Origin of the sequence: Pseudoalteromonas gelatinilytica (assembly GCF_001641615.1) — a bacterium.
Classification (GTDB): Bacteria; Pseudomonadota; Gammaproteobacteria; order Enterobacterales; family Alteromonadaceae; genus Pseudoalteromonas; species Pseudoalteromonas gelatinilytica.
The window spans coordinates 769,189-783,509 of the sequence record NZ_LRRU01000020.1 but is presented as its reverse complement, the minus strand read 5'-3'; the positions used below and the strand labels follow the sequence as shown (position 1 = coordinate 783,509).

Here is a 14,321-nt window from a genome sequence, read left to right as displayed (position 1 = left end):
ACGGGTTTCTTTGTTAATCATGATCCATATCGAATGTGTTAAAGGCTATTAGGGCAGCAAAACATGCACGCTTAATCCACCTTGCTCACGGTTATGTAAGCTAATTTGCCCGTGGTGTGCTTCAACTATTTCTCTGCACAGTGCTAGCCCTAAGCCACTGCCTGTTGCTTTAGTGGAGTAAAAGGGAATAAGTGCGTTTGCCATTACAGCTTCACTCATACCTTTACCTTTATCACTCACCGTGATGTGTGTGCCACTTGCTTCTTGTTGCACTGTTAAGCTGACATCTTCGGGGTTTGACCCTGACTCATAGGCATTTTTTAATAAGTTTATAAGTAATTGTTCGAGCTGAGTGTGATCAGCATCAGTTGTCACTCGCTCATCAAGTGAGACCTCAACCTGCCACTGACTTTTTAATTGCTCAATCAGTGTCGGCCAGTTAATCGTTGATAGTTGAGGGGTGGGTAACTTGGCAAATTTACCATAACCTTGCACAAACTCATTAAGGTGTTTAATGCGGTCTTCAATGGTGGTAAATACCCGTTTTAAGCGTGGTTCATCGACTTCTTTTGTTAAAAGTTGCGCGCTATGAAGCATTGATGACATTGGCCCAAGGGAGTTGTTAAGCTCATGGCTAATAATACGAATAACTTTTTTCCAAACCTCTACTTCTTGGCGGCTTAGTTCGCGGGTCAGCTGTTTAAAGACAAACAGTTGGTGAAACTGATTATTAAGTAATAATCGACCTGTTGCCATATGCCAAGTTTGTGATTCTTGATCTGCTTTGTCGAGGGTAAATAAGCCATCAACGCCTTTGTGAATGGCACGCGTTAATTGCTCGCAGCTTGAATCTAATAAGCTTTCAAGCTTGGCGCCTTCAAGGGCTGATTTAGCATCGAGTAAGCTGCGGGCACTGTGGTTGCTATACACAATAAAGCCTTGGTCGTTAGTCAAAAGCACAGCTTGTGGCGAGCTTTGCAGCACTTTGTCGAGCATCAACTCACGCTGATAAATCCATTGTTTTTCTTGGCGAAGTTGTTTTGCGGTTTGGTTATAAAGCCGGCATAAATCGCCAAGCTCATCACTGCCATCATAGGCTAATAATGTGGCCAGCTCACCATCTTTAAAATTAAGCAGCCCGGTTTCGAGCGAGTTCATACCATCAATGAGCGGAGCTGATAATTGCCCGGCAAAAAATCCGCTGATCAAGGCGCAAGCGAGCAGGGCTAATAGGCTGTAAAGCATGCTTATGCCCGCAAAATAACACACCAACACAAGCGGCAATGCAGACGCTGCAATACACAAAGTTATGATTTTATATCGAAACGAAGAACGCATTAGTATTCAATCTTAAATTTATCAAGCCTGCGATAGAGCGCTTGGCGGCTTAAGCCAAAATGGCGAGCCACTTTAGCAATCACACCTTTGTATTCGCGCATGGCAAGTTCGATCTCTTGTTTGTTAGGCTCTGCTCTTGTTTGTGTTGGGCTGTTTGTTTCAACTTGTAAGCCAAAATCAGCAAGCTCAATCACCCCTGTGGGTTTTAAAACGCCAGCGCGTTTACAGGCATTTTCAAGCTCACGAACATTACCCGGCCAGCTATGGGCTAGTAGGGCTTTTTCCGTACTTAACGACAGTGTGCGCTCAGGTAAAAAGTGTGCGACTAAAGCTAAAATATCATCTGGGCGATGGGCAAGGCTTGGTAAATTTAACTCAATCACATTTAAGCGGTAGTAAAGGTCTTCTCGAAATTGACCTGTTTTAATTGCATGGCTTAAATCTTCATTGGTAGCTGAAATCACCCGCACATTCACTTTACGTGTTTGTGTTGATCCTAAACGTTCAAATTCACCGGTTTGTAAAATGCGTAATAATTTCATTTGCCCAGAAAGTGGCAAGTTTCCAATTTCGTCTAAAAATAGGGTGCCACCATCGGCCGCTTCAAAGCGACCAATGCGCTGTTTTGTAATACCAGTATAGGCGCCAGCTTCGGCACCAAATAATTCAGCCTCAATAAGCTCGCTTGGCAAAGCACCGGCATTAACAGTGATAAAGGGTTTATCTGCTAATAATGAATTAGCCTGTATTATTTGCGCAATGCGCTCTTTACCACTGCCGTTAGGGCCTGTGATCAGCACTGAAATATCCGATTTAGCCACTTGAATCGCAAGATTAACAATGTGCTCCATAGGGGTACTTTTATAAACCAAGCCCACCAAATTTGCTTGTTGTACAGATGCGTCACGCTCTTGCTGGTGGCGGGTAAAAGTCTCGTTTTGCTGTTTTGCTTTACCCAGCTCGATTAGGTTATTTACACAAGTAAGTAGCTTGGCATCGTCCCATGGTTTTGGTAAATAATCAGCAGCCCCTGCTTTGACAAGTTCAACGGCAGTAGAAAGCTCTGTCCATGCGGTGATCAAAATAATCGGTAAGTGAGGATTAATGTCTCGTAAGGCATAAAAAAGTTCTTTGCCTTCTTCGCCGGAAGTGGTGTCGGCGGTAAAGTTCATGTCTTGAATAACAAGCGCTATGCGTTGGTATTGTACGGCTTGAATTGCTTCAAACGGGTTACTTGCCGTAACAACATCAAAACCGTGAATTTCGAGTAATAACGACAATGCATCCAAAATTGCTGGGTTATCGTCGACGATAAGTATTTTTTCCATATTATTGTTTTAGTTATTTTCCTAATAAGGGTGCAAGATGAATGCTACACTGTTAATCCAGTGTAGCATAGGTTGGGAGAACTAAATTGTTCGAGTTGCAATGCTCGGTGAGATATTCGCCGCCCGTTTTGCAGGTGCAAGTACTGCTAATAAACTCATAACGAACACTGCCAGCGCCGTAGCAAGCACGTAGCTAATATCAAGTTGAGCAATTGAAAAGTGCTGCATAAGCAACTGGCCTAAATACACGGCAGCAATCACACCAATCACTAAACCAACTAAACATATCATGGCGTTTTCAACTAAGAAGTAGCTGATGATGGCCGATTTTCTGGCGCCTAAAGCGCGGCGAGTGCCTATTTGTTTAGTACGCTTACTGATATTGAACAGCGTTAGGCCGAAAATACCAAGGGCCGTCACCAACACTAAAATAGTAATAAGTACAATCAACATGCGCATCATTAATGTATCTTCAGCCATGTATGACTCTTTATCGTCATCTAAGCCACGAATGCGAGAAATAACGCGTTTGTTGTAGTTTTTCAGCATGGCTTCTTCAACACGATTCATGACTGATTGACGTTGACCAGGCTCTGTTCTAACCACAAAGCGTGCATTTGTACCAGGCTTAATAAAAGGCAGCAGTGCTACGTTATCTGGGCGGCTGTCTTTAAGCCATGGGCCTTTCATAAGTTCAACAACACCAATTACTTTCATTGGAATGTCACCAAAATAGACAGTTTGACCTAAACCATTGCCGTCAGGGAACAGCTCATCGAGTAGGGTTTTAGTGACAACGGTTACTTTTGAAAGCTCATCATAGTTATCGGTAACGATCACTTCGTCTTCTGTGTAGTTACGCCCAGCAATGAGTTTTACACCATAAGTATTAATGCCATGCTCATCGATAAACATGTAAGAGCTACGCGCTGATTTACTCTCTTCAGGTGCTGGCTTTAAACTAAAATCTGACGAAGAGCCACTGCCCGAAAGCGGTGTGTTACTCGAATAAGCAGCATCAACTACACCAGGTATTTGACGAAGCATGGCTTCATCAAGCTCATATTGCTGAGATGGCGACACATCTTTGCCAAACATCATGACATTAAAAACGAAAATGTCTTGTTCAGGGTAGCCAGTCTCTTGGCTTAAATAGCTAATTCTGTCTTGAATAATAAACGCTGCGTTACTGACAATCGCAGTGGTGATGGCAATTTGGATCAGTAATAAAATAGCGCCAACTTTTGAGCGGCATAAGGCGTGAAAGATAGGTTTAATTTCTAACATGGGTGTCTTCCTTATTGGCTCTTAAGATAAATAGCAGGGTTGGTTTTACATACCAGCCAAGCAGGGTACAGACCCGCTATCACACAGGTGCTAATTGCAATCACAGGTGCGCTGAGTAGCATGGTTAAATCCATAGTGGCTAAGCTTTGGTAGTAGCTATAGCTTTGACGTACGCCTAATAAGCCCACTTGCGCCAAAATAATTCCGAAGATGCCACCTAAGAAACCTAACATCGCGACCTCAACAATATGTTGAAAGAATATTTGGCGTTTGCTGGCACCTAATGCTCGGCGCACACCGACTTCCGGAGCGCGGCGTAAAAATTTCGCTAGTAATAAACCTAAAATATTGGCAAGGCATACTGCTAAAAACATAAAGCTTAGGCCAACCAGAATTTCGTTGTCTTCGCTAACGACATTGTTGTATTGCATCCACTCATTTACATCGCGTAAGGTGGCGGTTAATTTTTCGCGGTTAAAACGACCTAGCTTTTGTTGCTCTTGCATATAGGCCATTAAAAAGTCTTGGTAAGCTTGTTTTTCTGCAGGTGTTTTTAGTTCAACCCAAAATTGTAACCACACCATTTCAGAATTGAGTTTGTCGTTAAAGGTATTGGTTTTTTCGTGCTTCCAACCATTGGTATTACCCCAGTTTTCAAGCTGGCGTGCTTTCATTAGGCTAAATGGTAAAAATAGTTGCTCGGTCTTATTAAATGCACCGTTGTTCAGATCATAATATTTGGTGGTGATATCCCAATCATCAATGACGCCAATAACTTCGTAGCTGGCATCATCGAGGTACACCATTTTGCCGACAGGGTTTTCACCTGCGAATAGCTTGTCGTTTAATTCTTTATTGATCACCACAACAGGGGCTGCATCGGCTTCTTGTTGCGCGCTCCAAACCCCACCATAAATAAATGATAGGTTAAACATATCGAAAAAATCAGGCGTGGTTAGGCGTGCTTGTCCAATAAATGGTTTAACTTTATCTGAGTCTAAATAAACCGAAAAACCCGTTCTAACCATAGTGACACGTTTGCCACCCGCATTCGCTTGATCAAGGTTAACGGCATCCTGATAAGTTAATTGCAGTGGCATGTTATCGACTGTCCACCACGTACGGCCTTCATCCATGGTTTGTAGCTGTACAGTATAAAGGTCGCTACTTTTTTCAGGAATAGGGTCTGCTGACATCATGTGATACACAGATAAGCTTGTCATGGTTACGCCAATACCAATGGCAATGGCCAGTACCATTAAAAAGCTCACAAGTGGCGTGCGCTTAAAGCTGCGCCAGCTTAAATCTAAATAATGAAGGAACATGGTTACACTCCAGCCGCTTTAAGATTTTGAGTGCCTTGGTACAAGGTGAAGTCAGCTAATTGGCCGTCAACAACTTGGATATTACGTGGTGCTCTGCGAGCAAGCTCTGGATCATGAGTAACCATGATGATGGTTGCGCCATCACGGTTGATTTGCTCAAGTAGCTCCATTACTTGACGCGCCATTAAGCTATCTAAATTACCGGTTGGCTCATCGGCAAGTAAAAAGCGCGGTTCACCTGCAAGAGCTCTGGCAATAGCCACACGTTGTTGTTGACCACCAGAAAGTTGTTGCGGTAAGTGTTTAGCGCGTGACGCTAAACCAACTTGCTCCAGGCATTGCTCGATTCGGCGTTTACGCTCGGCGGCTTTGATACCGCGATAACGCAGTGGTACTTCAATATTTTCATAGAGATTCAAATCTGGAATAAGGTTGAAGCCTTGGAAAATAAAACCAATTTTTTGATTACGTAAGTCAGCACGCTGGTTGTCGTTGAGCTTACCCACATCAATACCGTCTAGCATGTATTGGCCTTCGCTAAATGGTTCTAACATACCGGCGATGTTTAAAAATGTGGTTTTACCTGAGCCACTTGGGCCCGTTACGGCAATAAATTCACCTTCTTCTACTTGTAGATTAAAGTCACGAAGGGCATGTGTTTGTACCATATCTGTTTGATACACTTTGCTGATGTTGTTCATTGTAAGCATGTTGATTATTCCTTTTATTTGTTAGCGTAAAACCAGTGTGGTTGCTTTTTTAAAGCGATCGTAGTTCGAGATAATTAGCTTATCGCCAGGCTCTACGCCTTCAATTATCTCGACAGCATTAATACTGCTTGCACCGGTTTTTATATCGATTAAATAAGCCATGTCACCGTCAACCTTATAGGCATGGGTGCCACCTTGTTGTAAGAATGCGCCGCGTTTTACTTGTAATACATCGTCGCGATTCTCTAATAAAATACGTGCGGTTAAGCGTTGGTTTTGGCGGATGCCAGAAATCTCATTGTCAAAACGTACGCGGGTTGTCACCTCGCGGTTATTCACTTCAGGTGAAATGGCTGAAAGAGTGCCTGTGACATGACGAGCACCTAACGTAAGCTCAACTTGCATACCAAGACCTAGCTCATTGGCGTAGCTTTCTGGTACTTGCAGTTCTGCTTCAAAGTTACTTAAATCGACCAATGTCATTAATGGTTGGCTTTGTGTGACAGCTTCTTTTTGTTGCACTAATAAGTTACCTACAATGCCGCTTACACTGGCAGTGATAGTAAGTTCATTTACTTGTCTGAGTAAGTCGTCAACAATCAGTTGTTGACGAGCCAGATCACGCTCTGCGGCTTTTAGCTCAAATGCGAGGGTATCTTTGGCTAGATTAACTTCTTGCTCGGCGTGCTTATAAGAAAGCTTGGCACGGGCTAAGTCATCAACCGCTTTTTCTAGATCTATTTGGCTAATTAAATGTTTCTCGATAGAGATTTTAGCTCGGCGGTTTTCTCTATCTGCGGCATTGAGTTCAACTTGCGCTAAATCGAGCGCTTTAGTCAGGCTCAGTTTTTGTCTGCGCGCTTCAAGTTGCTTGCGTTGTAATTCACCTTCTAAACGTGCTAATACCGATTGCTGTTGCTTTAGCTCGTTGGTTAGCTCAGGACTGGTTACGGTTGCGATCACTTCATTTACCTCAACGCTGTCACCGGCTTTTACTTTTAAATCGACAAAACCACGTTCAGGGCTATAAACCTTCGGTGCATTAGCTGCAACGATTTTACCGCTCGCGGCCACATCTCTTATGAGCGTCTTTTGAGTCACTTCACTAATTTGTAAGCTCGCTGCATCAACCGAAATGCTGCCATCACTACTTGCGAATAATGCTTGAAAGCCAAGCGCACCAACAAGTATTACACCCGCTACTACTATAAGTGGTTTTTTTATGGTGTTTTTCTTCGCCACGGTAATATCTTGGGCACTGGTATCCTTAATCATTTTAACTCCTTACGATTCTCAAAACACACAATCATGAAGCCAACGGCAAGCATGGTAAGTGGAGAAGCCATAAACAAACTGATAGTGAACATTTTGAAATCCTTAATTTCGCTGATGTCTTATCAATACCAGTAGCGTGCCAACTTTTAAATTATTGATTTTTATTGGTATTTATTTTTGTTGCAGGTTTATTATCTGTCCGCGGACAGAAAAAGTGTCCGCAGCGGACACTTTTAAATTGCTGATTGTTGACGCAAGGGTAAACAGACTAAGACATTGCGACTAAGGTCGGCTGCTCAGATACATAGTTTGTAACTATGCTAAAGCCAAGAGTAAATAATGATGCAGCTGTACTGCACTAGAGCCCATTAAAAACTGCATTGATATTCATAGCGTGAATAATTATTCAATATTGCGCGCAGTTTACGTTAACGTAAAGGTGCGGGTTTTTAGATTGTTTTTTTACAAGTTGTTAAATTTGACACCAGTGTCATAAAAAAATAACGGGTAAAATACGACTAAATGTAAAAATTTAGCTTAGAATTTAAAAAGTGCTTTAAGTGAGAAATATTCATGAATATGAATATGTATTCAAAACTCTATTGACTCATGGGATATTTGGCGATAGTTTTGTTCGTCTGCTAGCACTGTCACAAAAGACTGAACCGCTAGTCGTTGTAGCAAGGGGAGGGGTCTATGTTATACGACTCAAAATTAGAAAAAGATAATTGTGGCTTTGGCTTAATAGCCCAGGTCAATGGTCAGGCGAGCCATCGCTTGATTCGAACAGCAATCACTGGCTTAGATCGCATGGAGCACCGTGGGGGTATTTCTGCCGATGGTAAAACCGGTGATGGTTGTGGTTTATTAATGCAAAAACCCGATAGTTTCTTTCGTGCTATTGCCAGCGAACATGATTGGCATCTAGGAAAGAACTACGCCGTAGGCATGGTATTTTTAAATGCCGATCCTGTACTTGCGCAAACAGCTAAAGATGTGTTGAGTGAAGAACTCGAAAAAGAAACCTTGAGCATTCAAGGCTGGCGCGTAGTACCGACTGATGCGTCATGTTTAGGGCCAATTGCAAAAAAACAACTACCAGGCTTTGAACAAATTTTTGTTAGCGCACCAGAAGGCTGGCGTCCAAAAGATTTAGAACGTCGCTTATATGTAGCGCGTCGTCGTGCTGAAAAGCGCCTCGAAAACGATGAACATTTTTATATTGCCAGCTTATCTGGTTTGGTCACTGTCTATAAAGGCTTAATGATGCCTGTAGACTTGCCTAACTTTTATTTAGATTTAGCTGACATTCGCATGACCAGTGCGATTTGTGTATTTCACCAACGTTTCTCTACTAATACACAACCTCGTTGGCCGCTTGCACAACCATTCCGCTATTTAGCGCATAATGGTGAAATCAATACGATTCAAGGTAACCGCCAGTGGGCCCGTGCCCGTGCGTACAAGTTTGCCTCACCACTTATTCCTGATTTGCAATCAGCTGCACCATTCGTTAACGAAAGCGGCTCAGACTCTTCAAGCTTAGATAATATGCTTGAGTTGTTCTTAGCCGGTGGCATGGATTTATTCCGTGCAATGCGTATGCTTGTGCCGCCAGCATGGCAAAAGAACCGTGCTATGGATGAAGACCTACGTGCATTCTATGACTTTAACTCAATGCATATGGAACCATGGGATGGCCCGGCTGGTATTGTTATGTCTGATGGCCGTTTTGCAGCCTGTAACCTTGACCGTAACGGTTTACGCCCAGCGCGTTATGTAATCACTCAAGATGGTTTTATTACCCTTGCCTCAGAAGTCGGTATTTGGGACTACGCACCTGATGAAGTGGTTGAGAAAGGCCGTGTGGGCCCGGGTGAACTGTTAGTTATTGATACTCACCAAGGTAAAATTTGGCATTCAGATGAAATTGACCAAGACCTTAAGTCACGTCATCCATATAAAGCATGGCTTGAAGCAAACGTTAAGCGTTTAACGCCATTTGAACAGCTTGCAGAAAAAGACGCAGGTAATCGTTCATTTGATGATGAAACATTGCTTAAGTATCAAAAAATGTTTGGCTACACCAACGAAGAACTTGATAGCGTTATTCGTGTAATGGGTGAAAATGGCCAAGAAGCAACAGGTTCAATGGGGGATGACACGCCATTTGCGGTACTGTCAGAAGGTCATCGTTCATTGTTTGATTACTTCAGACAAAAATTTGCGCAAGTAACCAATCCACCGATTGATCCGCTTCGTGAAAACCATGTTATGTCACTGGCAACCTGTATTGGTAGTGAGCAAAACGTATTCAACGAAACAACTGGTCACGCTAAGCGTTTACAGTTTGATACACCTATTTTGATGTATGCAGACATGAAACAGCTTTTAAGTGCTGATCAAGCGCATTATAGCTATTGTAAAATCGATATTACTTACACTGCAGAAGAAGGCCTTGAAAACGCCATCACGCGTATTTGTGATGAAGCGCAAGAAAAAGCGGCAGCGGGTTGCGTAATGCTCGTGTTAAGTGACCGTAACTTCAGTGAAACACAGTTACCTATTCCGGCAGCAATGGCGGTTGGTTCTATTCAAAAGCGTTTAGTTGATAATAACTTACGTTGTGAATCAAATATTATCATCGAATCGGGTAGTGTCCGTGATGCGCATCAGTTTGCGGTATTACTTGGTTTTGGCGCGACGGCTATTTATCCGTACCTTGCTTATGAATCTTTAGTTGCGATGAGTGACAAAAAGATTCTTAACAAGAGCTATTGTGAGGTCACACTTGCCTATCGTAACGCGATAAATAAAGGCTTGTATAAAATCATGTCGAAAATGGGTATCAGTACCGTTGCATCTTATCGCTGCTCAATGTTGTTTGAAGCAGTCGGTTTGTCTGACGCGATTGTAGAAACCTGTTTTAATGGCGTAGCAAGTCGTATTAAAGGAGCCTGTTTCACTGATTTTGATGATGACCAACGCAAGCTTCATAAATTGGCATTTAGTAAACGTAAATTATTAAGCCATGGCGGCTTATTAAAATATGTTCATGGCGGTGAATACCATGCTTATAACCCAGACGTTATTCAAACACTGCAAAAAGCTGTGCGTTCTGGAGAATATAGTGACTATGTAGCGTACGCTGATCTAGTTAATAATCGTCCGATCACTAACTTACGTGACATGCTTGCACTGAAAGTGCCTGATGCAGGCATCAGTATTGATGACGTAGAACCTGCAACTGAGCTATACAAACGTTTTGACTCAGCAGCAATGAGTATTGGTGCGTTATCGCCAGAAGCGCATGAAGCGTTAGCAATAGCGATGAACCGTTTAGGTGGTTGTTCAAACTCTGGCGAGGGTGGTGAAGACAAGCTTCGCTACGGCACAGAGAAAAACTCACGTATTAAACAGGTTGCTTCTGGCCGCTTTGGTGTAACACCGCATTACTTACGTAGCGCTGATGTGATTCAGATTAAAGTGGCGCAAGGTGCAAAACCAGGCGAGGGTGGTCAATTACCAGGTGAAAAAGTGACGCCGTATATTGCAAAATTGCGTTACTCAGTGCCAGGTGTGACTTTGATTTCTCCACCGCCGCATCACGATATTTATTCGATTGAAGATTTAGCCCAGCTAATTTTCGATTTAAAACAAGTAAACCCAGAAGCACTAATTTCGGTGAAACTAGTGTCTGAGCCGGGTGTCGGTACTATCGCAACGGGTGTTGCCAAAGCGTATGCCGATTTAATTACCATTGCAGGTTATGACGGTGGTACCGGTGCAAGCCCGCTTACTTCGGTGAAATATGCGGGTAGCCCATGGGAGCTTGGCCTTGCTGAAACTCAACAAGCGCTAGTAGAAAATGGCTTACGTCACCGTATTCGTTTACAAACCGATGGTGGTCTTAAAACGGGTCTAGACATCATTAAAGCTGCTATTTTAGGTGCTGAAAGCTTTGGCTTTGGTACTGGTCCTATGGTGGCACTTGGTTGTAAGTATCTGCGTATTTGTCACTTAAATAACTGTGCGACCGGTGTTGCAACGCAAGACGATACACTGCGTCAAAAGCATTATCATGGTTTGCCTGAAATGGCGATGAACTACTTCAAGTTTATTGCCCAAGAAGCACGCCAAATTATGGCAAGTTTAGGGGTGACTCGTTTAACTGATTTAATTGGTCGTTTGGACTTACTTGAAGCAATTGAAGGTAATACAGAGAAACAAAAGAAAGTGGATCTGTCGTCTGTGATTGCTGTGCCGAACAACCCAACAGGTGAAACACTGTATTGTAGTGCGCCAAATAGCTCACACTACTTAGGTCAGCTAAATGAAACCTTGCTTGAAAAAGCAAAACAAGCAATTGACGAAAAATCGGGCACCTCATTGGTAAGCCGTATTTGTAATACCGACCGCTCTGTGGGCGCGATGTTATCGGGTTATATTGCCTCTAAACATGGCAACCAAGGTATGGCTGCTGATCCTGTCTCTATTGAGCTTCATGGTACAGCGGGTCAATCATTTGGGGTATGGAATGCGGGTGGTCTTGAAATGACCCTCGTTGGTGATGCCAATGACTATGTTGGTAAAGGCATGGCTGGCGGTAAGCTGGTAATTCGCCCGCCGCTTGGTTCATCGTTCGAAAGCCACAAAGCAACGATTGCTGGCAATACCTGTCTATACGGGGCAACGGGTGGTAAGTTATTTGCTGCTGGCTCTGCAGGTGAACGTTTTGCTGTTCGTAACTCAGGCGTACAAGCAGTTGTAGAAGGTGTCGGTGATAACGGCTGTGAGTATATGACTGGCGGTGTAGTGTGCGTACTTGGCAAAGTGGGTATTAACTTTGGTGCGGGTATGACAGGTGGCTTTGCCTATATTCTTGATGAAGGCAAAGACTTTGAAAAACGCATTAACCCAGAGCTTGTTGAAATTGTTACGCTTGAGGGCTTAGCTTCTCATCAAGAGCATTTACGCGGTCTTATTGCTGAGCATTTAGAGCTGACTGGCTCAAACCGCGCTGAGCAGATTTTAGCTAACTTTGATTTATACATGCCGATGTTTAAATTGGTTAAGCCAAAATCTAGTGATGTAAAAAGTTTACTCGGACACCGAGCGCGCAGCAGCGCAGAGCTTCGTGTTCAGGCTCAGTAAGGGGGTAGTATGAGCGAAAATGTATACCAGTTTATCGATGTACAACGTGTTGATCCGCGTAAAAAACCAATTTCAGCACGTAAGCAATCTTTCGTAGAAATATATGAGCCGTTCTCTGAGACTCAAGTTAACTCACAGGCGGACCGTTGTTTAGATTGTGGTAACCCTTACTGTGAATGGAAATGCCCAGTACATAACTATATTCCACAATGGTTAAAGTTAATTCGTACTGGCCGTATTTTAGAAGCGGCAGAGCTTTCTCACCGTACCAACAGCTTACCCGAGGTGTGTGGCCGAGTTTGTCCACAAGATCGCTTATGTGAAGGCTCATGTACGCTAGAAGAAGAGTTTGGTGCTGTCACTATCGGTAATATCGAAAAGTACATCACAGATACGGCCTTTAAGATGGGCTGGAAACCAGATATGTCGTATGTGGTTTGGTCTGACAAAAAAGTGGCTATTATTGGTGCAGGCCCAGCTGGCTTGGGCTGTGCGGATATTTTAGTTCGTAATGGGGTAAAACCTGTGGTGTTTGACCGTCACCCAGAAATCGGCGGCCTTCTTACGTTTGGTATTCCATCATTCAAACTTGAAAAAGAAGTGATGCAAAAGCGTCGCGAAATCTTCACGGAAATGGGTGTCGAGTTTAAGCTAAACACTGAAGTTGGCGTTGACATTACCCTTGATGAAATTTTGGCTGAATATGATGCCGTATTCTTAGGGGTGGGTACCTATCAAAGTATGCGTGCAGGGCTTGAAAATGAAGATGCAGACGGTGTGTTTGATGCACTGCCATTCTTAATAGGTAACACCAACCGTGTTATGGGCTATGCAGAAGACAAGCAAGCTTATATCGATATGGCGAACGAAAAAGTCGTTGTATTAGGCGGTGGTGATACAGCAATGGACTGTGTAAGAACCTCTATTCGACAAGGTGCTACACAGGTTACCTGTGCGTATCGTCGTGACGAAGAAAACATGCCAGGCTCAAAACGGGAAGTTAAAAATGCCCGTGAAGAGGGCGTTGAGTTTACCTTCAACGTTCAGCCAAAAGGTATTGTGGTTGATGAGCAAGGTAAAGTTGCTGGCGTTAAAATGGTGAAAACACAACTCGGTGAGCCGGATGAAAATGGTCGTCGCCGTGCTGAAGAAGTAGCAGGCTCTGAGCATATTATTGAAGCAACCAAGGTGCTCATGGCATTTGGTTTTAAACCTCATAAAATGGATTGGTTAGAACCGTATGGTGTTGAAATCAATCATTGGGGCGGTATCAATGCACCAGAAAAAGGCGAGTTTACTCACCAAACAACTAATCCTAAAATCTTTGCTGGTGGCGATATTGTCCGCGGCTCAGACTTAGTGGTAACGGCTATTTTCGAAGGCCGAAATGCCGCTGAAGGGATTATGGACTATTTAGGCGTTTAATTACGAAGTTGCCGATTCATTTGTTTAAAAGCAAGCTGCCTAGCTTGCTTTTTTTTGCCTACTTTTTAGCTGTTTTGAAAATTTAATCAAGATTCAGAAAAATAATGAAAAAATAGCGCTTATTACCTACAATCTACGAATGAATTTTACTGCAGAATCGATAAAATTCATTATTTCGTATTAACTCCATATTTGCTCCACATTGTTGCGTTTTAATGTTCATTAGAGGCAGAAGCCCATCTGAATATTTGATGCTAACAACATGGATAAAAAGAAAATGTTTTGCGAACACACAAATACCGAGCAGTTAAATTTTTTTCAGCCAAGTTCAAAATCTGAAAATGATTTACTCGATGAGGTCATGAACAGTGAAGACCTGCACGATATTCTGACCATGGTTTTATTAGATGAAACCTTATCAGATGCGCTTAAAGCGATGGTGAAGCAACAATTAAAAACAATAAAAAAAATATAAAACG

The 14,321-nt window shown here is 42.9% G+C and carries 9 protein-coding genes; 3 read left to right on the top strand and 6 right to left on the bottom strand.

The genetic code is table 11. From position 1 onward, the window contains the following. Window positions 1–48: 48 nt before the first annotated feature. The 6 genes from NH153_RS16485 to NH153_RS16460 all read right to left on the bottom strand — a co-directional run bounded on the left by NH153_RS16485 (window position 49) and on the right by NH153_RS16460 (window position 7,263). The gene (locus NH153_RS16485) at window positions 49–1,338 is read right to left on the bottom strand and encodes a sensor histidine kinase (protein ID WP_063705869.1); all 1,290 of its coding nucleotides are present in this window, start codon (window positions 1,336–1,338) and stop codon (window positions 49–51) included. Then, a complete protein-coding gene (locus tag NH153_RS16480; protein ID WP_063705867.1) occupies window positions 1,338–2,666 on the bottom strand; it encodes a sigma-54-dependent transcriptional regulator in 1,329 nt (442 codons plus the stop codon). The genes NH153_RS16485 and NH153_RS16480 overlap by 1 nt, the downstream gene beginning before the upstream one ends. 81 nt (window positions 2,667–2,747) lie before the next feature. Further along, on the bottom strand, window positions 2,748–3,953 hold the full coding sequence (locus NH153_RS16475; protein ID WP_063705865.1) for an ABC transporter permease: 1,206 nt from the start codon (window positions 3,951–3,953) through the stop codon (window positions 2,748–2,750). An 11-nt stretch (window positions 3,954–3,964) separates the two neighbouring features. Continuing rightward, the gene (locus NH153_RS16470) at window positions 3,965–5,278 is read right to left on the bottom strand and encodes an ABC transporter permease (protein ID WP_063705863.1); all 1,314 of its coding nucleotides are present in this window, start codon (window positions 5,276–5,278) and stop codon (window positions 3,965–3,967) included. A gap of 2 nt (window positions 5,279–5,280) precedes the next feature. Beyond that, on the bottom strand, window positions 5,281–5,988 hold the full coding sequence (locus tag NH153_RS16465) for an ABC transporter ATP-binding protein (protein ID WP_054551528.1): 708 nt from the start codon (window positions 5,986–5,988) through the stop codon (window positions 5,281–5,283). A 21-nt stretch (window positions 5,989–6,009) separates the two neighbouring features. Continuing rightward, a complete protein-coding gene (locus NH153_RS16460) occupies window positions 6,010–7,263 on the bottom strand; it encodes an efflux RND transporter periplasmic adaptor subunit (RefSeq protein ID WP_063705861.1) in 1,254 nt (417 codons plus the stop codon). Between the two features lie 696 nt (window positions 7,264–7,959). Between NH153_RS16460 and gltB the strand changes: the two genes are divergently transcribed. From gltB to NH153_RS16445, 3 genes are all read left to right on the top strand, one after another. Then, window positions 7,960–12,417, top strand: a complete 4,458-nt coding sequence (gltB, locus tag NH153_RS16455) for a glutamate synthase large subunit (protein ID WP_063705859.1) — start codon at window positions 7,960–7,962, stop codon at window positions 12,415–12,417. 9 nt (window positions 12,418–12,426) lie between these two features. After that, the gene (locus tag NH153_RS16450; protein ID WP_063705857.1) at window positions 12,427–13,842 is read left to right on the top strand and encodes a glutamate synthase small subunit GltD family protein; all 1,416 of its coding nucleotides are present in this window, start codon (window positions 12,427–12,429) and stop codon (window positions 13,840–13,842) included. 262 nt (window positions 13,843–14,104) lie between these two features. Then, window positions 14,105–14,317 carry a hypothetical protein gene (locus NH153_RS16445; protein WP_229677558.1) on the top strand — a complete coding sequence of 71 codons (213 nt, stop codon included), beginning with the start codon at window positions 14,105–14,107 and terminating at the stop codon, window positions 14,315–14,317. The last annotated feature ends 4 nt before the right edge of the window (window positions 14,318–14,321 follow it).